Annotated in this window: 26 protein-coding genes; 16 read left to right on the forward strand and 10 right to left on the reverse strand. The window is 61.5% G+C overall.

Annotated elements, in window-relative coordinates; genetic code table 11:
- Positions 1 to 330 precede the first annotated feature (330 nt).
- From BV071_RS25895 to BV071_RS25950, 12 genes are all read left to right on the forward strand, one after another.
- Positions 331 to 819, forward strand: coding sequence for a hypothetical protein (locus BV071_RS25895; protein WP_035613516.1), 489 nt, complete (start codon positions 331 to 333; stop codon positions 817 to 819).
- Entirely contained in the window at positions 809 to 1,378 is a 570-nt protein-coding gene (locus tag BV071_RS25900) for a hypothetical protein (protein WP_035613518.1), read from the forward strand. Before BV071_RS25895 ends, BV071_RS25900 begins: the two co-directional genes overlap by 11 nt.
- Positions 1,368 to 1,907, forward strand: coding sequence for a hypothetical protein (locus BV071_RS25905; RefSeq protein WP_035613520.1), 540 nt, complete (start codon positions 1,368 to 1,370; stop codon positions 1,905 to 1,907). The genes BV071_RS25900 and BV071_RS25905 overlap by 11 nt, the downstream gene beginning before the upstream one ends.
- 131 nt (positions 1,908 to 2,038) lie before the next feature.
- Complete coding sequence (locus BV071_RS25910; RefSeq protein ID WP_035613522.1) at positions 2,039 to 2,581, forward strand: hypothetical protein; 543 nt, start codon at positions 2,039 to 2,041, stop codon at positions 2,579 to 2,581.
- A gap of 28 nt (positions 2,582 to 2,609) precedes the next feature.
- Entirely contained in the window at positions 2,610 to 3,101 is a 492-nt protein-coding gene (locus BV071_RS25915; protein WP_265594897.1) for a hypothetical protein, read from the forward strand.
- A gap of 96 nt (positions 3,102 to 3,197) precedes the next feature.
- The gene (locus BV071_RS25920; protein WP_265594898.1) at positions 3,198 to 3,689 is read left to right on the forward strand and encodes a hypothetical protein; all 492 of its coding nucleotides are present in this window, start codon (positions 3,198 to 3,200) and stop codon (positions 3,687 to 3,689) included.
- Positions 3,690 to 3,715: 26 nt separating this feature from the next.
- Positions 3,716 to 4,216 carry a hypothetical protein gene (locus BV071_RS25925; RefSeq protein ID WP_265594899.1) on the forward strand — a complete coding sequence of 167 codons (501 nt, stop codon included), beginning with the start codon at positions 3,716 to 3,718 and terminating at the stop codon, positions 4,214 to 4,216.
- Positions 4,217 to 4,297: 81 nt separating this feature from the next.
- The gene (locus BV071_RS25930; RefSeq protein WP_035613530.1) at positions 4,298 to 4,855 is read left to right on the forward strand and encodes a hypothetical protein; all 558 of its coding nucleotides are present in this window, start codon (positions 4,298 to 4,300) and stop codon (positions 4,853 to 4,855) included.
- Positions 4,856 to 4,868: 13 nt separating this feature from the next.
- Positions 4,869 to 5,408: a hypothetical protein gene (locus tag BV071_RS25935; RefSeq protein WP_035613532.1), complete on the forward strand. Its 540-nt coding sequence runs from the start codon at positions 4,869 to 4,871 to the stop codon at positions 5,406 to 5,408.
- Between the two features lie 39 nt (positions 5,409 to 5,447).
- Entirely contained in the window at positions 5,448 to 5,930 is a 483-nt protein-coding gene (locus tag BV071_RS25940) for a hypothetical protein (protein WP_265594900.1), read from the forward strand.
- Between the two features lie 167 nt (positions 5,931 to 6,097).
- On the forward strand, positions 6,098 to 6,565 hold the full coding sequence (locus tag BV071_RS25945; RefSeq protein ID WP_265594901.1) for a hypothetical protein: 468 nt from the start codon (positions 6,098 to 6,100) through the stop codon (positions 6,563 to 6,565).
- A 36-nt stretch (positions 6,566 to 6,601) separates the two neighbouring features.
- Complete coding sequence (locus tag BV071_RS25950; protein ID WP_035613538.1) at positions 6,602 to 7,084, forward strand: hypothetical protein; 483 nt, start codon at positions 6,602 to 6,604, stop codon at positions 7,082 to 7,084.
- 313 nt (positions 7,085 to 7,397) lie between these two features.
- On the opposite strand, the gene BV071_RS25960 is transcribed toward BV071_RS25950, so the two are convergent.
- From BV071_RS25960 to BV071_RS26005, 9 genes are all read right to left on the reverse strand, one after another.
- The gene (locus BV071_RS25960) at positions 7,398 to 7,979 is read right to left on the reverse strand and encodes a peptidoglycan recognition family protein (protein WP_035613543.1); all 582 of its coding nucleotides are present in this window, start codon (positions 7,977 to 7,979) and stop codon (positions 7,398 to 7,400) included.
- Positions 7,980 to 8,402: 423 nt separating this feature from the next.
- Positions 8,403 to 10,706, reverse strand: a complete 2,304-nt coding sequence (locus BV071_RS25965) for a COR domain-containing protein (RefSeq protein WP_265594902.1) — start codon at positions 10,704 to 10,706, stop codon at positions 8,403 to 8,405.
- Between the two features lie 1,149 nt (positions 10,707 to 11,855).
- A complete protein-coding gene (locus tag BV071_RS25970) occupies positions 11,856 to 13,229 on the reverse strand; it encodes a DnaB-like helicase C-terminal domain-containing protein (protein ID WP_081886239.1) in 1,374 nt (457 codons plus the stop codon).
- A gap of 249 nt (positions 13,230 to 13,478) precedes the next feature.
- Entirely contained in the window at positions 13,479 to 14,426 is a 948-nt protein-coding gene (locus BV071_RS33685; RefSeq protein WP_052573898.1) for a hypothetical protein, read from the reverse strand.
- 363 nt (positions 14,427 to 14,789) lie between these two features.
- Entirely contained in the window at positions 14,790 to 15,077 is a 288-nt protein-coding gene (locus tag BV071_RS25985; protein WP_035613552.1) for a hypothetical protein, read from the reverse strand.
- An 11-nt stretch (positions 15,078 to 15,088) separates the two neighbouring features.
- Positions 15,089 to 15,862 carry a hypothetical protein gene (locus BV071_RS25990; protein WP_265594903.1) on the reverse strand — a complete coding sequence of 258 codons (774 nt, stop codon included), beginning with the start codon at positions 15,860 to 15,862 and terminating at the stop codon, positions 15,089 to 15,091.
- Positions 15,863 to 16,183: 321 nt separating this feature from the next.
- Positions 16,184 to 16,408: a hypothetical protein gene (locus BV071_RS25995; protein ID WP_035613555.1), complete on the reverse strand. Its 225-nt coding sequence runs from the start codon at positions 16,406 to 16,408 to the stop codon at positions 16,184 to 16,186.
- Positions 16,409 to 16,448: 40 nt separating this feature from the next.
- The gene (locus tag BV071_RS26000; protein ID WP_035613558.1) at positions 16,449 to 16,697 is read right to left on the reverse strand and encodes a hypothetical protein; all 249 of its coding nucleotides are present in this window, start codon (positions 16,695 to 16,697) and stop codon (positions 16,449 to 16,451) included.
- Positions 16,697 to 17,077, reverse strand: coding sequence for a hypothetical protein (locus BV071_RS26005; protein WP_035613560.1), 381 nt, complete (start codon positions 17,075 to 17,077; stop codon positions 16,697 to 16,699). The genes BV071_RS26000 and BV071_RS26005 overlap by 1 nt, the downstream gene beginning before the upstream one ends.
- Before the next feature lie 99 nt (positions 17,078 to 17,176).
- Between BV071_RS26005 and BV071_RS33690 the strand changes: the two genes are divergently transcribed.
- From BV071_RS33690 to BV071_RS26025, 4 genes are all read left to right on the forward strand, one after another.
- Positions 17,177 to 18,049 (forward strand): S24 family peptidase, encoded by an 873-nt coding sequence (locus BV071_RS33690; protein WP_052573899.1) that lies wholly within the window; start codon positions 17,177 to 17,179, stop codon positions 18,047 to 18,049.
- Between the two features lie 127 nt (positions 18,050 to 18,176).
- On the forward strand, positions 18,177 to 19,211 hold the full coding sequence (locus tag BV071_RS26015; RefSeq protein ID WP_265594904.1) for a DNA cytosine methyltransferase: 1,035 nt from the start codon (positions 18,177 to 18,179) through the stop codon (positions 19,209 to 19,211).
- A 12-nt stretch (positions 19,212 to 19,223) separates the two neighbouring features.
- A complete protein-coding gene (locus BV071_RS26020; protein WP_035613562.1) occupies positions 19,224 to 21,266 on the forward strand; it encodes an ATP-binding protein in 2,043 nt (680 codons plus the stop codon).
- Position 21,267: 1 nt separating this feature from the next.
- Entirely contained in the window at positions 21,268 to 22,419 is a 1,152-nt protein-coding gene (locus BV071_RS26025; RefSeq protein ID WP_035613563.1) for a hypothetical protein, read from the forward strand.
- Between the two features lie 201 nt (positions 22,420 to 22,620).
- On the opposite strand, the gene BV071_RS26030 is transcribed toward BV071_RS26025, so the two are convergent.
- Positions 22,621 to 23,094, reverse strand: coding sequence for a BLUF domain-containing protein (locus BV071_RS26030; RefSeq protein ID WP_052573901.1), 474 nt, complete (start codon positions 23,092 to 23,094; stop codon positions 22,621 to 22,623).
- Positions 23,095 to 23,266 lie beyond the last annotated feature (172 nt).

The raw sequence follows: 23,266 nt of genomic DNA on the forward strand, positions 1-23,266 counted from the left end.
CTAACAGGACGATGCCGGCGAGTAGCGCGAGGTGGCGGCGGCGCTGGCGCTGGGCCTCCCGGCGGCAACTGGGGATGATCGAGTGAGCCTTCATGCCAGCCTGAGTGCTAGCGGGCGGGTGTGAAGGCTTGGGGGAGGGCGGATGAAGATTGAGTGCGGAGTGCGGAAGGCCGGGCGCCTCTGCTTGCGTGCAGGGAGGCGGGGGTGATAGGGAAGGGGAGATCACACGGCTATCCGCGATCTGCCATCTCCTCTCCTCCACTTGTGAATTCCGGTCTGCATCGTCGATCCATTCTTCGCTCGCAGGTCTTTTGGTGCGGCTTGCTGGTGATGGGGCTGATCGCTTGCGGGTGGTGGGATTCGGCGCGGCGCTGGAGTTATCTGAATTGGGGGCCCTTTGCGGTTTCGAATCGGGATAGCGGGCTGTCGATCTATTGGGAGCAGGGGCGCAGGGCGAGCTTCGCGGTCTCGCAGAATACGAGCGGGATCCTGGATTACGGGAGTCGCAGCGGGCGCGTGCGCCTCGGGCGGCCGGGCTTTGCCAGGAGCGGCATGAGCGTGGAGGCGATCGGGGAGTTCCGATCCGCCGGGACCCTGGGCGGCCGGGTGATGGATCCGGTCTTCCGCGATTTCTGCGATGGCTCGCACCCGGCCGGTGAGTCGCTGCTTTTCATCCCGCACTGGTGCCTCATGTCGGCGGCGGCCGGCTTGTGGCTGGGCTTGATCTACTGGAAATCTTGTAGCACGCGCGATCCGGGGATGCCGGTGGAGGATGCGGGGAGCGGGGAAGTAAACCCGGGCAATGAGCATGGACTCTGAGCTCCCGCGGCCATCGCTGTTGCGCTCGCCACTGCTGTGGTGCGGGCTGATGCTGCTGGTCTTCCTGGGCTGGGCGTGGCGGGATTCGGTGGGGCGGTGGTCCTATGTGCGTGCGGGCTCTGTATCGGCGCACAGCATGGCGAGCGGGGTGACGATCTTGAGGATGCCGGGACGAAGTGGCTGGGAGTCCGGGAGCGTGGATCCCCCGCCAATGTCGAGATTGGGGCTCGAGGGATATGGCCGCTACCCGGAATTGCTCAGGCTGCGCTTGGGCCGACCGGAGCTCAGCAGGGCGCTGGCGGAAAAGGAATTGGTTGCATTCTTTAAGACGGGGCTGCTAGACGGACGCGAGCCGGATCCCGTGGTGGGGATGTTCTATCACGGTGCCGGCGGCTCATCGAGGTCCGTGCGGATGGTCTTCATCCCCTACTGGTGCGTGATGCTGGCGGTGGCGGGCGTGTGGGCGGGGCTGATTTACTGGAGGTATCGTAGTATCCAAGAGCACCGCGCGGAGCTCGCTGGCGCTGCCGCGGAAAACGATTCCGGCCATGAGTCCTGATTCACTCCGTCCCTCTCTGCTGCGATCGCCGCTGCTGTGGTGCGGGCTGATGGTGCTGGTCTTCCTGGGCTGGGCGTGGCGTGATTCGGTGGGGCGGTGGGCCTATGTGGGGGCGGGCCCCGTATTGGCGCAGAGCCAAGCGAGCGGGGTGACGATCTGGTTGCCGCCGGGACGGAGTGGCTGGGAATGCGGGAGCGTGGATGCCAGCTCGATGCCGAGGATAGGGACGGAGGGCTATGCCCGCTACCCGGATTTGTTCAAGCTGCGCTTCGGCCGACCGGATGTCCTCAGGGGGCTGACGAAGGAGGAATGGGCGGCCTTCCGGAAGACGGGGATGCTGGACGGGCGCGAGCCGGATCCGGTGCTGGGCTTGCTTTATTTCAGGGCCGGCACCGGGTTGGGGGGCTTCCGGATGGTTTTCATTCCCTATTGGTGCGTGATGCTGGCGGCAGCGGGCGTGTGGGCGGGGCTGATCTACTGGAGGTATCGTAGGATGAAGGGGAATGTGGAGATCGTCCAGGGAGTTTGAAATTCGGAATTTGAGATTTGAAATTTGGATGGAGTGGGCCGGTGCTTCCTGTTGCTTGCGTGCGGCGGGGTGAGGGTGATAGGGAATGAAGCACGCGATCTATCTGAACCTGCCATCTGCGATCTCTCCCCATGAACTCCCGCCTGCCCCGTCCGTCCCTCTTCCGCTCGCTGGTTTTCTGGAGTGGCTTGCTGGTGACGGGCTTCATCGTGTGGGCGTGGGGGGATTCGGCGCGGCGCTGGTGCTATGTGCGCTACGGCCCGGTGATACCATCGAACCGGGATAGCGGGCTGGCGTTTTATCATTCGCAGGGCAGCCTGGAGCACTTTGGGGTGACGGTGGACACGGCTATGTACAAGATCCACGGCAGTCGCAGCGGGCGGGCGCGCTTTGCCCGGCCGGGATTTGTCACGGGGCGCTTGGAGACGGGGGAGGGGCAGGAGGCGATTGCCAGCGGGAGTGGGGCGGGAGATGAGCGGCCGCTGGATCCGGTGACCCGGGAGTTCAGTCTCGGGCGCTCGCGGGGGGAGTCGCTGCTTTTCATCCCGCACTGGTGCCTGCTGCTGGCGGTGCTGGTCGGGTGGGCCGGATTGATCTACTGGAGGCATCGTAGGATCGGCCGGCTGATGGATGGCGTGGATGCCGGTGAGGTGGAAGGAGGCGCGGAGGCATAAAATGAAGCGGGGTCTATCATTGCGGCATGTGCCACTGTTCTGGATCGGACTGCTGCCGGTGGTGATCCTGCTGGGGGCGTGGGGCGACTCGTGGCGCTACAGCACACGCTGGACCCGCAGCCGGCCGGATGCCTATGTGAATGCGCAGCTGTCCGGCTCCGCGCTGCATCTCTCCTGGCATTGGGTGAAGGTGGCAGCGGATGCCCCCGAGGGGCCGGGGCTGGGCTTCCCCACCAGCAATTTCTTCGGCGAATTCGCGCGCAGGGGTGGATTCCGCGATGCGGTGAAATTCCCGGCCTTCCGCTCGGAGGGCCGACGCGGGGATGTCGCGCAGGGGATCGTCAAATACCACGAATACCGCCACGTGCCGCTGTGGGCGATGCTCGCGGGCTATCTGCCGCTGTGGGCGGGGCTCACGTGGTCGCAAGCGCGGCGGAAGCGGAGGAGGATTGAAGCAATGGAGCCGCCGACGGATGAATTCCGCGAAGGCCATGAGCAGGCACGGATGCACACGGATTGACACCGATGAAGATTCAGTTTCGGAAATTTTGCCTGCCTTTATCCGTGTTCATCGGTGTCCATTCGTGGTTCCTGGATTCTTGCCGCCAATGACGAGATGAACCGCCTTCGCCACTTGCCGCCGATGTTTTGGATCGGGCTGCTGCCGGTGATCCTCCTGCTGGGGGTGTGGGCGGATTCGCTGTTCTACTTCAGCGAGTGGAGATACAGCGAGTTCAAGGACCGCAGCTTGCGGGTTGCGCTCAAGCCCTCGGTCCTCGAGATGGAGTCGCATTGGATCGAAGCTCCGCGAGTGCCGACGGTGGAGTGTGACGAAACTGGCCCTTGGGGCGATTGGCACCGACACCGCGCAGCGCCGGAGGCGGAGCGCATTTGGTTCCCGCTACCAAGCTCGGTCCAGTCCATCAAAAGCTATTCCCGCAAGACTCTGCTGCATTCGGACCTTCAGATCATTCCGTTCTGGTTCGTCCTGCTCGCCTGGCTGCCGCTGTGGCTCGGTCTGGCGGGATGGCAAGCGTGGCACAAGACGCGGAAGCTGCGAGCGGCGGAGCAGGCCATCACCCAGGAGGCGGAGGCTGCTTCCTGTTAGATTGAAAGCGAATGCCGGATCACCCCATGAACAAGACGAACACGAGATTCCCTCTGCGGCATGTGCCGATGTTTTGGATCGGGCTGCTGCCCGCCCTGATCCTTCTCTGTCTGTGGGCGGACTCCACCTACTATATTTCCAGTTGGAAACGCTGTGCCGAGCCCGACCGCGCGATTGAGGTCGTGCTCGCCCAGTCTCATATCCAGATCGAGTATCGCTGGATCAGCAATAGCGAGCCGGAGAATCCTCGTGGGTCTCCGGTCCCGTATCCCGCCACTGGGCCCTATGGAAGCTGGAGCCGGGAAGGTGTGGCCTACATGGGCGCGTGGTTCCTCTCCTGGTTTCCCGCGCCCGGCTATTTCCACGGATCCTTTGGCACCAGCCGGAGCAGTTTCTTGCGTCATGACGAGAGCTGGCGGATACCCCTGTGGCTCATCCTGCTGGCCTGGCTGCCGCTGTGGCTCGGTGCCACTTGGTGGCAAGCGCGGCGGAAGTCGCGGGGGCTGGAGGAGGTGGCACAACTTTGAAAGTTGTGGCCGGGGGCGGCCGCGCTTGGACAAAGGGCTTGCGATTTCCCTTCGGCACGCGCCCAGCCGCAACTTGCAAAGTTGCGCTACTTGCTCGCGCTGTTCACCGCGCCTCCTATCATCGTGCCAGTGAGAGAGAAGCAACGTATCCCCCTCCGCCATCTGCCGCTCTTCTGGCTCGGCCTGCTGCCGGTGATCATCCTGCTGTGGGCCTGGGCGGATTCCACGCGGCACATCGTCTTCCAGGGGCGATACTGCGCGGAGCAGGGACATGATCATCGCTTCATGCTGCACTACTCGGCGATCCGGGTGCAGGAGCTGTGGGTGGTGCAGTCGCCCAAGCCCCCTCCGGAGCGGGCGATCTTGCAGCCGACTGCTCCCTGGGGCGATTGGAGCTATGGATGGTCGGCGGGAGCCGATCCGGATGGATGGTTTCCGCAGCCGCATAGCCAGCCGAATGCCGCACAGTATGGGCCGGACTGGATGATGCGGACCTGGGACCATGTGATCCCGCTGTGGCTGGTGCTGCTGGGCTACGCGCCCTTTTGGCTCGGTGCCAGTTGGTGGCAAGCGCGGCGGAAGTCGCGGATGCTTCGCACGCAGGAGCAGCAGATGACAAGGGTGCCAGAGTCATGCTAGGGGTGGCGCAACGATGGCCGACGACAAGATCAGCAAGAAACATCCGCTACGGCTGGTGCCGGTATTTTGGCTCGGCCTGGTGCTCTTGATCAGCCTGGGCTGGGCCTGGGTGGACTCGATGAGCCACCGCAATACCTGGGGCTACGGCCGCGAGTCCGGAGGGCGCGGCGGCGTTGCGATCTTCGGCGCCGCGCTGAGATTTGCTTGGGAGTGGACCGAGGCGGGGCCGGATGCGAAAGGGCCGCCGCCGGAGCACACCGCGATCACCGGGCCCTGGGGCGGCAGGAGCCGCGTGGCGGAGGAACCATTCCCGGTGAGGTGGTTTCCCTGGTATGAATCGGCAAGCACCAGCGACAAGGTCGGGACCGGCTACATCCGCCACAGGGAGATCCATGTGGTGCCACTGTGGATGATCTTCCTCGTCGGTTTGGTGGTCTGGCGTTTCCTGACGAGCTGGCAGGCGTCTGCTCTGGCCGAGAGGTCGCTCGCGGCGCTGCCGGGAACGCGGCAGGATGCCGCGGGGGGATCCGGCGGGAATGGATCTAACAAGTAGGACGGGTCTATGAAGAAGCGACGACTTCCGCTGCGGCACGTGCCTATCTTTTGGATTGGGCTGCTGCCGGTGGTGATCCTGCTGTGGGCAGCGGCGGATTCGATGCGGAACCGGACACGGGGTGTATTTTGCTACTCACCGCGCAGGACCTATGGCCTCAATCTCTCGAATGCATCGCTGATGATTGAGCGACGGAGTTTCATCGAGAAGCCCGGGACTCACTCGTCATCCGCTCCGGAGCCGATTCCCAAGACGAAGCCCTGGGGGCTGTGGATGCGGATGCCCGCTTCGCCGGACAACGCCCGGCTCTGGCGCAAGGGGCCGGAATTCGAGACCGGAGACGGATTCTACGGCACGGATTGGATACACCGGAGAGTGTCGCTCCGGATCCCGCTGTGGCTGCTCTTCGCGGGCTATCTGCCGCTGTGGGTCTTGGCTACTTGGTGGCAAGCGCGGCGGAAGTCGCGGCAGCTGCGCACGGCGGGGCAGGCGCTTCCACGGGGACGAATGATGGAGGAATAAGCGGGTCGCGCATCGAGCGGGCACGGGGACCACCCGCATCCACGTGGAGCACTGGTTCCTCATCGTCGCCCATTTCACGCTGTGGAGCGCCGGGCTGGCGTGGCAGCGGCGGCGCTTGAGAAAAGGAATGGCGGCCGCGGCGGCCAGCGCGCTAGTCTCTTGAGCCGATGACTCCGAGCGCTCATCCCCATTCTCATGCGGTACCCTCCGCGAGCCAGCCACTGCCGCGGCCTGGCCTGCGGCGCTCGGTGGGCTTCTGGTGCGGGCTCATGCTGCTGGTCTTCCTGCTCGGGAATTGGGCGGCGGGCTGGCGGGAGAGCCAACTCTTCCTCTTCCAGACCGGCGGGGGTAGCAAGATCTGGGCGCTCACGATCGATGCCAGCAGCTACGGCCTGCGCCTCACCCGGCCCGCGCCGCTGCCGCCGGTGCCCACCGGCCTGGCCTCCTGTGACTCGGTGATCAATGAGCCGCAAGCCCTGCGCGGCCCGCTCGGTTGGAACCGCCAGCAGGGCTTCGGCGAGGACAGCATCCGCATCCGCCTCGACCACTGGTTGATCGTCGCCGCGCACTTGGTGCTGTGGGGCGGCATGATGGGGTGGCGCGCCCGGCGAATCGCCAGGCATCGTCTCGCGTGAATTGCGCCTTCCGCTTCCCGCCTTCCGCCTTCCGCCTTGAAACTTCCCCTCCGTCACCGCCCGCTGTTCTGGATCGGCCTGCTGCCAGTGCTGGTGCTGCTCTGCCTGTGGGCGGCCTCCGTCTACTACAGGTCTAGTTGGTACTACAGCAGCCATCCCGACTACGAATTCTCCGTGAAGCTCAGCGGGTCCGCGATCCAGTTCCAAAGGGCGCGCATCATCGAACGTCAGCCCGGCGTGGACCTTGCGGCCCTTCCCCTCCCGATTCCGACCGGCCCCTTTGGCCGCTGGCTGTACGAAGATCCCGCGCCGCCGTCCACCTGGTTCCCGCTGCCCCACTGCTACAACCGGATCGCCGGGGATTCGCCCGGGTCGTTCTTCAAGGCCCAGATCCAGGGCTGGCGCGCACCCTTCTGGTTCCTGCTCGCACTCTATCTCCCGCTCTGGCTCTGGCTGGTGAGGAGGCAGGGGAAGCGGATCGCGAAACGGCTGGGCGAGGCAGAGAGCAAGATCGCATGAGCACGACCACCGATCCCCAGCTCTCGGGCGTGTCGGCGGCACCAGCGCTGATCATGCCGGCGCCTGTTGCTTCACTCAGGAATGCGACGCACTTCGCCGGGAAGCGCAGTAGATGGGAAAACGAGCGGGAGATGGAGCCCCGCCGGATCTCGCGGGCGGACACGCAGGGCGAAAGCGGAAGCTTTATCAATCTCTTCCTCGGCGTTCCTCCGCGGCCTCTGCGGTTAGGCTGTTGGCTTCGGAGCAGCCGCAAATGAGAATGCCCCCGGCACCACCACGCGGCGGCCGGGAGCAGTCTGCCATTTGCCATTTCCTACCTCGGCCGGTGTTCCTGTATCTCCTTCTTCGTCGGCACCCAGAGCTCATACCCGCAGTCCCGGGCTAGTGACTCTGCATCCACGTGCAGGGGATCCTCGCGGTTCCAGGGTTGCACCAGGGCGTGCTTGGTCAGGTAGCGCAGGGTGGGGTGGGCTTGCTTGAGGTGGAGCAGGAGCGCCTTCAGGTCCTGGAGTTGTCCGGGCGTATAGGCTTCGCCGCTCTGCAGGTTCGCCAGGCTCACGCCGATCGAGCACTTGTTGATCCGGCCTTCGCCGGAGGGCGCGGGGATGGTGGAGCCGACGTGGAAGGCCTCGCGCTCGTCCTGCACGCAGTGGAAGATCAGCGGCTGGCTGGCGTCGGATTCCTTCGTCCACTTCGCGTCGCGGCCATCGCGGGCGATGATGTAGTGGTAGCTCAGGCCAACGCTGCGGAGGTGCTCGATGCTCGACTGCGCGCTGGCCCCCGCGGTGGCATGTAGCACCACCAGCGAAGGCTTCACGCTGCGCGAGCGGCTCGGCAATGACGGCTCAAGCTCGCGGATCTTCAGGGATAGGGTTTGGGTATTAGGAGTCGTCATGAGGAATGTCAGATAGGATTCAGTAATGCGATCAGTCGCTGCCCATGAAGTGTAGGCGCGGGGCTCTCGCAAAATAGCGGGCGCATCTCCCCTGCGGCGCAGCCGCCTTGGATCTTGGACTGCGGAGGCTTGCCACCGCCTTTCGGCAGGCAGCTTGCTGCCGTGAAGCACCGCAAAAGCCGTCACCCCACCAGCGGTCATCCCCAAACTTACCGAAGCGGCCCGCAGACACCAACACCCGCCCCCTAGAGCAGCTCATCTCACACACCGCGTGCCCCCCCTTTGCGGGGCAGCCGCTATCGGAGTGCGGCGGGAATCGCCGCTTTGAGGGCGTGTGGTGCCAGAGAGCGCCGGACGAGTTCTAGGCGAATCCACCCTTACCGATCCCTCGGATGCCCGAAGGACAGATCAAAGCCAGTCCACCTACACCATCCCCGCGAAGTCCGGGTGAACCCACATGAACTCCTGCCGCTTGTTCGGCACCCGCACCAAGCCGCCGAATTGGGATGCCTTGTCGTTCTCCTTCAGCCAGTGGTGGAGCTGCCGCAGCAGCGCACCTTCCGCCCTGACCTCGCCCCGCGGGCCGATGCTGCCATCGCCACCGCGCAACTCACGGATTCCTCCATCCTCCTCGGCCAGCCAATCCGCCGCCATCTCGCCGGTCTTCGCCAGCGCGTCGGCCGTTTCCTTGCCAAGATCGAGTTGGTTCTCGATCGAATCGTACACCGTGGCGTCCAGCACCACCTTGGTTACTGCTCCAGCCACTGGCAACACCAGGCCGAGGGTGACCGCGATCCTCTTCAGCCAAGGAGCGGCGGCCACCAGCCATTCGCGGTTGATCTCGATCTCATACACCCCACGGTCCTTGTGCCCGGGAAAATGATGCAGCGGCAGGCGGTTATACTCGCACCACAGCGTCACCCGGAAACGAGCGGCCATCCACTTCGGCTTGTTCCAGAACCCCGGCTCCAGTGGCTCGATGCTGAAAAGCCGTGGTCCATCCCGCGCCTCATCCAGCACCGCGCTCATCAGGCCACGATAGGATGCCTCAGCCCGTGCGGCAGCTTCGCGAACTTCCGTGGTCAGTCCATCTACCTTGTCGCCTAGGCCACCGAAGCCTGAGCGGATAATCCCTTCCAAACGCTTGAAGCCTGCCGCATCCGCTGCCACGCCTTGCAAGGGGTCCGGGCGAGCTTCCACGGAGTTCGAAAGTAGATCGTCGATACTGTACCATTCGTCGCAGACCCGACAATCCATCTCGTGGCGATCGGCCTTCTTGCTTTTCAGCAAGCTCGCCACCTCGAAAAAACCGCGGTAGATAGTGCCATCTTCCTTGATTGTTAGACAGGGCACTGTGATCGCACAGCGCAGGCCCTTCCAGAAATTCTCCACCAGCCACTTCACCTCATAGGTCAAAACGCCGAGGAAGGCGGCAGGGTAGGGGGAACGGACGCGGATCTGGACGTCGTTCCCTGCGTGCTCCAGATAGGCGCGCGAGCCGATGCTGTCCTCTAACAGGAGGCCGCGCTGCCAGTGCACGCTCTTGCAGAAGTCGAGACGACCCAGCGAGTATTTGTGCAGACGCACGATGAGCTGATAGAAGAGCCCCTCCGCCCGTGCCGTCTCACCGCGGTCCATATCTGTGATGCGGCAGATCTGCGTCTGCTCCTCATCGCCCTCGGCGGGGTCATCGGGCCAAGCGGCATCCACCTGCGCCTGTGGCCGGAAGTCCGGCACCAGTTGTGAGATCAAGCAAGTCTCCGCATGTCCGGCCACAGGATAGCTAAGGTCAAAGCGCTCCATTAGAGCGCGGAAAATCGGATGCAGGTCTGGCGGGTAGCGGTGTTCGCGCCCTGGATCGTCCCACAGCGCGGCAAGCTCAGCGTCGCTTACCAAACCCCGGCTCGTCTCCCGGATTCGCTGGTCATCGAGCACATAGCTGATCGCGGTGGCCAGCCAAGTCGGCTTCACCACCACGATGTCCTGCAGCAGCGGATCGTGCTCGTAATGGATCAGGTCGCCGATGGCGTGGCAGATGCGGACGAGTAACTCGGCGTTCTCGCTGGAGATACCCTGCGTGCTACAGAGGTCGAAGACTCTGCCCTTTGGCAGATATGCGGATTCCCCGGCTTTTAGCTGCTGCCGCAACTCCTGCCACTTCGCGGGAAATTCGCGACCCATCCCTGGCAGTGCTGCTGCCTCCCGAGCAAGTGCCTCCTTAAGCTCCGCGATACGCGGATCGGCCGCCTTGCCCTCCACCGTCCGCGGCTGGCTATCCACGTGGAAGAAACCAGCGATCGTGTCCTCACCGAAGAGGTCTAGGATCTCCTGGCGGTCCAGATCCGGCTGCCGCGCCTTCGGCCCGCCATGGGTGGCCACGAGAAAGATCCGAGCCTCTGGCGCGCGGTGCTTCACTAGCTTGATCCACTCTTTCACTCGGCTCTGCTGGGGGCCCTCGCGCGGCTTCCACACCACCAGGTAAAGCGCTGGAGCACTGAAAAACATCTGGTGTGTGGGCCGGTACACCGGCTGCCCGCCGAAGTCCCAGCCATTCAGCGTGATTACTTGACCGCTCTGTGGGTCGATGACCGGCACCTTTTTGATTTCGATACCATGGGTGCTACCGCGATCTTCAACCGGATCATCGCGCAGGGCGCCGAGTAGCCAGCTCTTGCCCACCTCGCCCTCGCCAACCAAAACCAGCTTGGCCTCATGGAGGCGTGTCATGCCTCCCTCTCGCCGTTGGCGTAGGTAGGCCTGAAGACCGCGAGTGCCGCCTTCGTTCCAAGCAGCGGCAAGCTCGGGAGGAAGGCGGTCTGTTTCTAGACCGGAGATTTCAAGATCCGGCGAAAGGTCCGCCAGAGAGGCGGGTAAGTCGGTGAGAGGAGCTTCGAAAAGTTGAAGGCGTTTCAGGTTGCGGAGTTCGCCGATCCACTCGGGAAGCGAAGGGATTAGCCAAACGAAAAACTCAAGTCTTACCAAGCTTTTGCAGGTCCGCACCCAGTCGGGTACTGAGCCTGATAAGTGGAAAAGCGTTAGCTCTTCGAGCGAGGGAAGTGGCGGCATTTCCCCAGTCCACTCACTGTTCCCACATTCGCAGAACAAGACGCTCAGCCCAGAAAGAACCTCTTTCCATGTCCCAGCCCAGTGCAGATAGTGTGTGGAAAGACCAAGTATCTGCAGGTTTCCGAGTTTCCCGAGAAAAGCCGGAGGTCGGACCAAGGGATTGCCGTGAATGTAGAGGCGCTCCAGAGTGGAAAGTTCGCCGATCCACTCGGGAATCTCCATGAGTTCGTTCCAGCAGAGATTCAAATACTTCAAGTTCCGGAGACTTGCGATCGATTCCGGAACCCGCTTCAACTCCGAGCTATACAGATCTAAACCCTCCAAGCCGGAGAGACAGGAAACGGCTTCGAGTCCTGTCTTCAAGGGGCTGCGACTCAAGTTCAGCTCCCGAAGTTGCGTGAGCTGCGCGATGGACGGCGGCAAGGCCTTCAGGCTGCGATCAAATAACTCGAGGCTAGTCGACTCGTTACGCCTAGCCCGCTCGATCACGAACTCCGCATGCCGGTAGGCCTCCTCTTCTTCTTTCTCTGCCATATCCTGAAATCTTAAGGTGGCGCTGCCCCATCCGACGTGGGATTACACACGCTTGTCCAGATGTCATGTGTGTAGGGGGAGTGCATCCGCAGTAGAAGGGAAAATCCCAGCGGCGGGAAGACATTTTGACGGCGGCACCATCCGTCGCGCAGGAAGGCGAAAACCCGAGCACCTCCTAGCGCTTCTTGAAAGAAGCTCGCCTTCGAGATGGCGCTTAGAGAGCGATAATTCAATTTCGTTGTGCCTCCCACTCACTCTATATTCATCACTACGACTTCACCCAAACCTCCCCCTCCTCCCGACGCTCTCCTTTTCCTTCGGCACCCCATACACAAACCTCAGCGTCTCATGATCCAGCACCAGCGGCAGTCGCTCCCCGGTGCAGCCGTGATGGCTATCCTTCGCGATGAGGACGTGCTGGTGCTCGCCGAAGTTCGGTTTCTTGCGGTCGCGTTCCTGGATGATGGAGAGCCACCAGTCCGCGTCTTCCTCGATCGCTCGCGCGCCCTTGGTCTCGCCGTCTTCGGTGACTTGGCTGAGGACGATGAGGGAGAGGCGGAGCTCGTGGCAGAGTTCCTGGAGCGTGTTCGAGATCCGTCGTAGTTCGGCTTCCTCGCGATCGCCGCGCACGCGGTCGCCGCGGACCAGGCCGATCTGGTCGAGGATGACGACGCGCACGCCGTGGAGGCGGTGGTAGCGGCGGATCTCCGCGCACTGGGTGTGGAGGTGGCGGTTTGGCGGCTTGCGGATGTGCAGGTTCGCCTCCACCAGTGTGGTGATCGAGCCGCGGATCGCGCGCAGCGTGGCGGACTCCGGATTGCTGTGGCCCCGGTCTTGCAAGCGCGCATAGCCTGCGGGATCGGTTACGGCGAGGTGGTGGATGCCGGCGTGCTGGATCACCGCGCGCTGGAAGGCGCTCTGCTCGGTGCGCTCTAGCATGAGATAGAGCACGCCCGTGCCGGTGGCCGCCAAGTGCGCGGCGATCTGCGTGGCCAGGGTCGACTTCCCGCCGCCGGAGCGCGCAGAGATGATGCCCATGTGTTGCGCTTGCAGGCCACGCAACCGCGCATCCACCTCCGCGATACCGGTGGCCAAGCCCATCGGCACCTCGGTCCCGGCGAGCCGGCGCTCGAAGGTCTCCAGGAACTCGCGGGCCAGCGCCTTGGTATCCTTCGCCGGGGCGGCGGCCGCGATGGTATCGAAGACAGTGCTGACCGGCGCGCCGAGCGCATCCAGGAAGTCCGGGCTGTCCGTGGACTCGGAGCAATCGAAGGCCGCGGCCTCGGCATCCCGGCAAGCCTTGATCGCCAGCCGCCGTGCATGGCGATCGCGCAGCACCGCGAGGTGGGTTTCGAAGTGATGGGCGTGCGGCGCGTAGGTGTAGATCTCCGCGACCGCCGCCGGCCCGCCGACTGCTTCCAGCTCGGCGCGGTCGTGGAGCTTGGTGACCAGGTGGGTCAGATCGCCATCGCGGGTCTCCAGCAGGATGCGGTAGAGCAGGCGGTGCGCCGCGAGGTGAAAGATCGCCGGGTCCAGCGGTTGCTCCTCCGCGAGCAAGGGGCGCTGGAGCATGCAGGAGAGCACGGACTTCTCCAGCATGGGCGCGTGGGGGAGGGTGAGGGTGGGTTCTACGGGAGGTGTAGTAGTCATGGGGTGGAAGAAGTGCCGAGTGATCGGTGATCAGTGATCAGTGATCAGTGATCAGTGGAAGAACGGGAGCGGTCGGGAGTTCAAGGGTAGGTAGTCCCGCCTTCAGGCGGACGAAGGAGTTCTGGATGCGGACTTCACCCGGGGGCCCTCGGGTGAGGCCCGCTCTTCCCGTGCTGCGTCCGCCTGAAGGCGGGACTACGAACCCTTGGTGGCGGGCCCCGGGGAACTGTTCCTCTTCCGGCGCTGGCCTCACTTCGATGGAGGATGGGAAGATGGGTGATTGGTGATTTCCCCTCCCAGCTCTGCCATCCACACCCGCGCCCGATCGAGCTCGGCGGGCCAATGGGCGAGGAGCCTGCCGAGGTCGCGCCGCCGGTAGTCGCGGTCCGGTGAAATACGAGCGAGGTAGTAGTTCTCCAGCAGGTCCACTTCCGCCACCGCTGGCTGCAGCGCTGCCAGGGCAATGCCCTCCGCCAGGGCCCAGCGTGAGTCCGCAGGCCGGTCAAACCAGCGGCCGATGCGCTCCATCAGCGGGGAATTCCGCAGGACCCGCAGGCCGCGGCGTTCGTCCCGGGGGATGCTTTGCCAGCCATCCGGCAGGATCGAGAGCCACCCATGGCCATCCCCCATGGGGGGGCAGGGGGGATTCTTGTCCGAAGATGAAGTAGAAGTAGAAGATGAAGGGGAGGGTTTCAACGGGGGATATTTTTCCGTGGGGAAGGGGGGATTTAGATCCCCCCTTGATTGAGCCGGTCGTCCTCCTTTGCTGCCATGCTCCTTGCCTTTTGGCCCGTGGACGCCGCCGGCTTGTCCGCCCTCCACGCGCTTTGCCCGCAAGGTTTCATCCCTCACCATCCGCCGCGAGAAGATGGTGCCATCCTCAGCCACGGAGCAGACGCCGGCCTGGATCAACTCGCCTAACAGACGCTTGAAGGTCGCCTCGCCCATGCCGGTGAGCCGTGCGATCTGCGTGCGCGCCATCGGCTTGCCATTCACGGTGAGGTGGCCGTAGGGCAGGCACTCGTGGGCGATGCACATCATCTCGATCCACAGGCCGCGCGCCGCCACGCTGCAGGATTGCAGGGCGGCATCCTTCCGCCAATCGGCAGGGTAGAATTGGAAGGCCGGGCGCTTCGGGGATTTGTCTTTGTCTTTGCTTGTCGCTGCGGGGGCGGTGGGTTCGTGGGTGGTGGTCATGGTGTGGTGGGACAGTATTGGAGGGGATTTGAATTTCAGATTTGAGATGGCGGAAGGGGCGTGCGCGGCCGCGCTTTCCGCGGAGATCACCGCAGTGCTCTCCACGGAACTGCGTGAGGCGGCTTTCCGGGTAGCGGCATGTGGAGTGCGGTGGCACGACACCGCTTTGGCTCCGGGTGGGTGATGTTGCGGCAAACGGTTCCGGATTGCCCAAGAGTGAGCTTGGCAGCGGGTGTTTCGTTCACGCTTTGGGAAGGGGCCATGAATAGGAGAATCGCAAACTCCCCCGCAGCCAAAGCGGTGTCGTGCCACCGCACTCCATAGGCTGCTCCGCTCGCCGGGAATTCGCCCTGGCCAGGCGCTTCACAGCCCCGCATTCAGGCTGCGCATCTCCTCCTTCCCGCGTTCCTCCTCCGAGATCACCAGCACGCGCCGCGCCTGGAGCACGGCGGCGCCGGGGAATTCCTGGCGGGCGTTGTTGATGGCGGAGGAGATACTACGCGTCTCGTAGCAGACGGCGAATTGCTCGCCATCCAGCTGCAGCAGCACCTCCGTGGCCATCTCCGGCACATGGCCATTCAGGCGCACCGGCTCCTGGTCGCCGGTCACCTTGTCCAGCATCCGGTCCATTACGGCGAGTTCCACGCTCATGCTCATGATGCTTAAACCGCCACCTCCTCCCTCATCGCGGAGTCCAGCGCGATCAGCTTGTCCAGGCTCTCCCAGTCCTTGCCGCCCGCGGGTGTGGTGGCACTGGGATTCTCTAACAGCACCTCCGCGATTGCCCGCTCCATCGCCAGATCATTCCGCAGGTAGTCGAGCGCTGCTTCCCGGCGCGCGAGCACCGGGCTATCCAGCCACTCGTGGAAGCTGGCGGCCTTCACCACCAGCGCATCCTTGTCCCGCACCGTGGCCCAGCCCAGGTCCATGCCGATGAGTCCCAGCGTCTTCGCCGCCTTGTTCGCGCTGCAGAAGGAATTCGCCTCCGCACCGATCAGGAAGAGCGGCGCGAGATCCAGCCACTTCTCCGCACTGAGGCTCCAACCCGGCCCGCGGCTATACGCACCGCGTGGCACGGTGACGCGGCGCACCCAAGAGCGCACCACCAGGAAGCGCGGGTCGAAGCAACCCTTCGAGTTATTCCCCGACCAGTAGGCGAAGGGGCCATCCCAGTCCGCGAAGAGTTGCCAGAACTCGCGCAACAGCTCCGCCTCCGTGCCGACTTGCAAGCGCGGTGGCTCGCCGGGGAATTGCACGCCGATCGCGCGGATCCGCGAGGTCGCCGGGTTCAGCGTCGCCTTCGCATGGATGCCGCGCCAGTAGTCCGCCTCCGCATGCGGCTTCGCCCCCGGAGTGGGCACATAGGGCGGCGTGAGCCGCTGCACCGCCTCCAGGTCCGGTGCGGTCTCGATGTCGAAGATGGCGAGTGGTTTCATGGTTTTGGTCTTGGTGGGGGTCGTGTTCGTGGACGTTTTCATGTTCATTGGCTGGTTGTTCTTCTGGGATGAAAGATGGCGAATGTGAGATGCTCGGAGATCCGGGGAGAGCGCGCCATCAAGGGTATGTAGTCCCGCCTTCAGGCGGACGAAGCTGCTATGGATGCCCGCCACACCCGGCAGGGGAGGGGTGAGACAAGGGATATGATTGATGAGATAAGAGAGGCCCGCCCGCTACAGGCACAGCTCTCCCGTGCGCCGTCGGCCTTCCGGCCTCCGGTGTTTCTAGTATTTGTTAGATCGGGTGCCTGGCCCCGGCTCTCAGCGCCGGTCCAGCGTCTCGGCCAGACTTGCGATCAGGCGGCCGGCCATCTGCAAGCGGCGCACGAGCGGCAGATCCGGGAAGATCCTGCCGATCGCCGCCTCCATGCTCGGCACCCGCTGCATGCGGCCCTGCGACGCGCTGATGGAGAGGTAGAGCTCGCCATCGTGGACCTCGGCCTTGATGGTATCGGTGGTGTTTTCCAGAGTGAGGGTGGTGGTCATTGGGGTAGAGGATGTCGGTGGCAGATGGTGCTTCGGTCTTTCATGTCTTCCAAAAACGTCCTCCCTCCTGCCACAGCGTGAGGTGGCCCTTCGCGTCGCGCACGATCAGCACCCGCGTCTCGCGCGTGCGGGATGCGGCCAAGAGCTCCGCGAATTCCCGCGCCTGCACCGGGTCCAGCGCATCGTAGGCCACCGCTGTCAGCGGCTCGAAGCCGACCAATTGCGGCGCCCACTCCGAGTAGGCATCGTAGCCATCGTCCGGAACTTGCTTCGGTCGATCGTTCATCATCAGCGTTCATCGCCTCCCTCCCTTTGCGTCCCGTTTGAGTTGTTGTTAGATGCTGCATCGGAGCCGGTATTCGGAGTCGCCGCGCGGGCCTCTGAAACTCCGCGCTCCGCACTCCACATTCCGCACTCATCCTTCTCTGCTGCCCATGCCTCCGCCGTGCGGGAGGCCTCTGCCGCCGCCGCCCGCTTCGCGCGAAAGCCAGCCCGCTCCGCGCCGCGATCCAGCAGCTCCTTCATCGTCTCCAGCGGCGTCGCCCCCGCATTGGCCTTCGCCAGCAGGAAATCCTTCGTCGGCTCCTTCAGCTCGCTCAGCGCGATCGGTGGCAGCGCCAGCAGCACCCCGGCCTTCGCCTTCACCGTGGGATCATGCACTCGGGACATGCATTCATGAATACATGTTCCGATGAACAACTCCAAAAGAAAAGTACATGGAACAGTGAGAAATGTTTGCAGAGCGCATAAAATCATGCACTTTGGGGCATGCATCCGACCCGGGAAGAAATTAAAGCTTGGTTAAAGGAGTTCTCCCGGAGCCGTGCTTGGCTCGGCCAGCAATGCGGCGGGATCCACAAGCGCACCGTGGACAATTGGCTCTCCGCGACGAATCAGGACATCCCCGCCGCCAGCCTCGCGCTCATCGCCCGGCTCATCGCGGAGGATCGCGCGGGAGCCGGTGCGGGTGCCTCCATTCCCCAAGCGTTCCCTCGTGCGATGGCTCAAGCGCCCGGCCAGGCGAAGGTCCAGATCTTCAGCGTCGAGGTCGATCTAACAACCTTCCGCACCTACAACCGCGCCGCCCTCTCCAAGGGCCTCACCATCGAGGACTGGATCATCCGCACCTGCGACGATGAAGTCGCACGCATGGAGATGGATGCGGGCCCGCGGACCAGCGGCATCATCCCCATCCGCGCCGCCGCTGCTCCTCTAACAGATCATGCCGCCACCGCCGCGGATTCCGCCCACTGGCTCGACCTCCTCGGTGGCATCGCCGCCGGTGCACCCATCGCCGCCGACCTCACCCCGCAGCCGATCCGCGTGCCCCGCGCCTACCCCGATGGCCACTACGCGCTCAAGGTCTGCGGCCGCTCCATGGAGCCCAAGATCCCCGATGGCGCCACCATCATCGTCGCCCCCTTCCAGGGCAAAGGCTTCCCCAAGAAAGGCAGCCTCGTGATCTACAACGACGGCCACGGCGCCACCCTCAAGGAACTCGCCTACCGCAAGGCCAAGCCCGGCGAAGAAGGCAATAGCTTCGACCAGGTCCCCATCCTCAAATCCCTCAACCCCGCCTTCAAGGACGTGCAGACCATGGAGGGCGGCAGGATCGATGGCGTGATGGTGGAGGTGGTGTGATCCACCTCCTTTACCTCCTCGGAATTCCTTCAGAAAGGCAACCTTCCGAATTGCAATGAGATCAGCACTTGCTAAAAGGAACTCGCCTCAGGGTTATCATCTCGCACAGCATCAACCTCTTAAAAGCTTGGCCCACATCGAACCGGATAGACCATTCCTGCTCAGTCTTTTCTGTGGCGCTGGAGGCATGGATTCCGGCTTCCATCAGGCGGGATTTCAGACCGGTCTAGCAATCGATAGCTGCCAAGACGCTGTAGATACTTTCAATTTCAATGCCTCCTCCTCGGTTGCGGTAAAACGGGATCTTTCGAAACTTTCCCCCAAGGATTTTCTTGGCCTTATTCCGAAGGGGATGCGACCCGTCGGTCTAATCGGAGGTCCTCCGTGCCAAGGATTTTCTAGGGGAAATGTTTCTTCCGATCCCAACGATTCTCGGAACCTTCTGCCATTCCGATATGCCGATCTTGTAAAAACTGCCCGCGAGAAGTTCGATCTGGAGTTTTTCGTCTTTGAGAACGTTACTGGATTATTGGGCTCTAAACATCTCCCTAGGTTTAAGAGAATTTTGGATCGTCTTGAAAAGGCTGGCTTCAACGTCTTTCACACGCGCCTTAACGCCGCTGACTATAACGTGGCCCAACGTCGGCACCGCGTATTCATCGTCGGGCTCAACAAGGAGGTCTTCCCCAATCAAGAGTTCAAGTTTCCAAAGCCGTCTGGCGAGAAACTGACTGTGGGCAGCGCAATCAAAGGGCTACCCCCGGCCACCTACTTTGCGCGTGATCTGTCTGCCGCGAACATTCCCTACCACCAGAACCACTGGACAATGGTTCCGCGTTCGGCCCGCTTTACGGGAGCTCGCCAGCGAAGTAACGCCGGTCGGTCCTTTCGGATTTTGGATTGGAATTCGGTTAGCCCGACTGTCGCCTACGGGAACCGAGAGATACACATTCATCCCGATGGAAAACGTCGGCTAACGATTCTGGAGGCAATGCTGCTCCAAGGCTTCGACCCCGGATTCAAAATCTTGGGCAGCTTCAGCTCGCAAGTGACCCAAGTCTCCAACGCGGTGCCCCCGCCTCTTGCCAGGGCTATTGCTGATCAGATCAAGAATCTTCTCGACACTTCGAGAGCTTGTGAGGCTATATATTCGTATAAGTGATGAGATGATATCATGGCCGCTGCCAAAGCCGAAGAAAGTCAACTGATTGCCGATATTGAGGCAAAGAGAGAGTCGGGAGACCTTTCCTTTGCCAAACTGAGAACCGACGACAGGGTTCTCGCGCGGATTACCGACGGGATTTACCGGCAACCCTCGTCCGCTCTTCGGGAATTGATTTCAAATGCTTATGATGCCGATGCTTCTCGTGTAATCATTCAGACCGACGCTCCGAGATTCTCGCAAATCAGCATTCGTGACGATGGGAACGGGATGGACGTGGCGACTCTCGCCCGCTTGATCCATCATATTGGCGGAAGCTCGAAACGTAGGTGGGAAGGGGCTGGAAATACCACCAATACAAAAGACCCCACCCGCAGTCCGGCTGGGAGGCGGTTAATTGGAAAGATCGGAATTGGATTGTTTTCAGTTGCTCAACTCACGCGCCATTTTCAAATCGTAACGAAGGTTGCAGGAAGCAATTTCAGACTGGTAGCTGAAGTGATTCTCAGAACCTACGAGGAGGATTCCATCCAAGGTGCCCATTCCCTTTCGGCTGAGGAGCCCCCGTCACAAGGAGATGACAAGGTCAAGAAAGAGGGCGGCGAGTCCGAGAAAGCGGATAAGGAGGAAGAGTTCGAGAAGATTGAGTCCGGAGAAGTAGCAATCCGATCCGTGCCTGCTGATGATCTTGAAGCGCACGGCACGGAGATTATTTTGATGGACCTGCGTCCGCTCACTATCTCTCTGCTGCGTAGCGGTGACGTTTGGAAGGCTGTATCCGGCAAAAGTGTCGACGATTCCGGCATCATGCTAATGCAGCCGACCCCTAGGTTTCATATCGGGATTCTCGATGATAGAGAAGAAGGATATGCATTGCCCCCAAGGCTTCCATGGGAGAATTCCGATCCTCCCGAAGAGCGATTTTCTAAGCTCTTTCAAGCAGTTGTTGAAGAAGTTGGCGTTTCTTCAAGTGATCCCAAACTTGAACTTTTGTTTGACAATTATTTCAAGGCGATTTGGAGCCTGAGTTTGGCGGCGCCAGTGGACTATCTTGAGGATCACCCGTTTGATCTCGATGATAACTCCGAGCCGGACATCTTCGAGCTTCATCCCTTCGTTCCTGGGCAGGCCAAAGCTCTTAAGTTGAAGCTGGGGGAGAGTATTCGCAAGCGCTTGGAATTGAAGTCTCCCGAGAGAGGCGCAAACACTTCTGAGTTTCGCGTCTTTGTTGACGACATCGAACTGAAAAGGCCTATACGCTTTAGCAAATTTCCTGCCAGTCGCCATGCGATGAAGACTCCGCTTGTCTTTGTTGGAAAGGCAGATCCGGACCTGTCTGCTATATCAGAAGAAGAGCGCGGTGGAGACCTTGAGTTTGAAGCCTACTTTCTCTGGTCCCCCAAGGTGGTGCCTCGCGAGAACACCGGCCTTTTAGTTCGAATCGGTGATGCGAGTGGAACCCTTTTCGACGAGACCTTCGCCAAGTACCAAGTTTCCGAGATCACACGCTTGAGGCAGATAACGGCAGAGGTCTTCGTCACTAAGGGGCTGGATCCGGCCTTGAATATTGATCGAGAGTCGTTCAACGCATCCCATCCTCACTATCAGTATCTTTCGCTCTGGGTTCATCGATCGCTCCGCCAGATCGTGAACACTTTGAAATACCTCGCCGACCAACTGGCGCAGGAGGCAAAGTCACAGGTGAGCGAGGCGAAATCCGAAAGCCTTAAAAAGATCGTCCGCAATGCTGTCAAAAACGCCTCAGGGGAGTCCATCAAGGAAGCGGTGGAAGTTGTCATCGCAACTGACGATGTGAAGCAACTTGCAGTCGCCCGGAAGGAGGGGAAGTTGGCCCTTAATCCCAAAAAAGTCTTCGCCTCGGCGAATTTCAAGAAGGGTCGGCGGCAAGAAAGAGAGAATGAAACGTTCAGGGCTCAAATCGTCGCAGTTGCCCAAGTACTAGAGGCATACGGCTTACTGGCCGGGCTAACCTATGAGCAACAAGAAGAAGTCTTGAAGTCTATTGTTGCTATCTTCAGAATTGATGGGAAATAGCATGCCCGACGACGAAGAAGATGTAATGAAGAGGATTTTTCAGGGCAAGATCTCGATCTCCCTGCCCGAGAAGCCGCTGACGGATTTCAAGCCTTGGCATAGGCCGAGGAAGCATTACCTCCGGCTAAAGCAATGGTGCCATGAGGCGGCCAAGTTGATCGATTCCCTTGGGCTGAAGGATGGAGACGAACTTCGTTACCTAGGGCTCCCTGGAGAAGACCTTCTCGATTTGTGGGTGCTCAGGGGTGTGTGTGAGAGGGCCAAAGTGAGATTGCGATATCTGGGCTTCGATTCGAGCCGGCGATCCGCAAGCATCAACTTGGCAACGCATAAGGTGAACTCTAACGATTTCATTCACCCTTCCTCCCTGATCTTGGGAGATTCGCTCCAATCTTTGCTCAAGGAAGGTAGCTTGGGCTTGTCCCGCGCGGATGCCAACGCACCGTATGACATCATCAATTTGGACCTTTGCGATAGCGTCGTTGATCAGGCTGTTCCGGAATCTTACCCCAACCTTGAAGTCGTAAGGGCACTGTGTGATCTTCAGCGTCAGCGGCGAGGTAGGCCTTGGCTATTGTTTCTTACAACAAGAGTTTTGAAAGACGGAATCAGTGAGGATGCCTTGAAGAGGATGTTTTCTTGCATCATTGAGAACATCAAAAGCGCCGCTGATTTTCCCGAAACTCTAGAGAAGCAACTCGGGATCTCTCCCGGAACAATCGAAAACGCCACTAGTGTCGAGGAATTTGATGACGAGAAGTGGATGGGATGCCATACGCTCGCATTCGCGAAATGGCTTCTTATATATCTTGTCAAGATGCAATGCTCCGTGCGCCTTCTCGATAGCTATGTTTATAATGTGGTGAAGACCCGCAAGGATATGGTGTCCTTGGGCTTTTTGATCGAGCCCGTGCGGCTCGCTGGTAGCGATCCTTCAGGGATGACGGTTGGCCTGCTACCGGGCACGGTGCAGGCCATTGATGAGGCGGCATTGGCTTGTGCAATGGTCTCCCAAGTGTCGAGAATGTCCGATTTGGATGGAATGATGGAAATGGAGCCGGAAATCTTCGCCAGCTTTATTGAGAAGAAGGCGAAGCTACTCGAAACTGTCGGATACGACCCGGATGCATTTCGGGCTTGGGCTGCAAATTAGCATTTTTCAAGTGGATCCGCAGTTCGATTTAACCATCGCCGCAGGCTGTCTCGCCCGCATCGAATGAAGTCCTGAGCCAGGAGATGTAATTGGCCTGCGGCGAAGAGGCGCAGCACAAGATGGCGGAGAAAGAGTAAGAAAAGCCGAGCCTCCATCTAACAGACCTGTCTGTTGCTAGGCGTATCGCATCCGCTTCTCTTATCAATGCGCCACCGCCAGCGGATCGGCCAGGGCCTTGCGGAAGAGCTGCAAGACGTGGGCGCTGGTGCTGAGATTGCTATCGTTGCCGCCATTTGACTTGGTGCCAGGGCTCGCGCGTCGCGGCATCGGGTCGGTGGGTTCGTTCAGGAATTCGCTGAAGCCGGCGGCAGAGGCAGAGCTGAGCGAGAGGTCGCGGAAGGCCATCGACCAGTCGCTGAATTCGCGGACCGCGTGGTGAGACTCATCGATCACGCGCAGATTGCGGTGACGCCCATCGCTGCGGATATCCGCCAGCAAGCCGCGCACCGCGGTTTCATCGCCCTCCAGCACTTGCACGAAATGGCCGCTGTGGAAGACCAGCATACCGGTGATCTCCAACTCCGCATTCCGCTCCCGCGCGGTTCCCAGGATTGCGCGGAGATCGGCCGCCTCCATTGGGCGAGCGGCGGTGCTGACGTAGATGAGTTGGAACATGGAGAAGGAAGAGGAGTGGCTGGCGGGATCGGCGGAGCGATTCGATTCAAATGAGACTTGGCAACGCGGTGCCCTGACCGAGGTTTCCGCCAGCCTTGCGCGGACCAGAACGGCCCGCAAGCTCCCCGCTTGTTTTCCTGTGCCTGTCGCGCTCCGCGATATTCCCGATCCC

Origin of the sequence: Haloferula sp. BvORR071, from assembly GCF_000739615.1 — a bacterium.
Classification (GTDB): Bacteria; Verrucomicrobiota; Verrucomicrobiia; order Verrucomicrobiales; family Akkermansiaceae; genus Haloferula.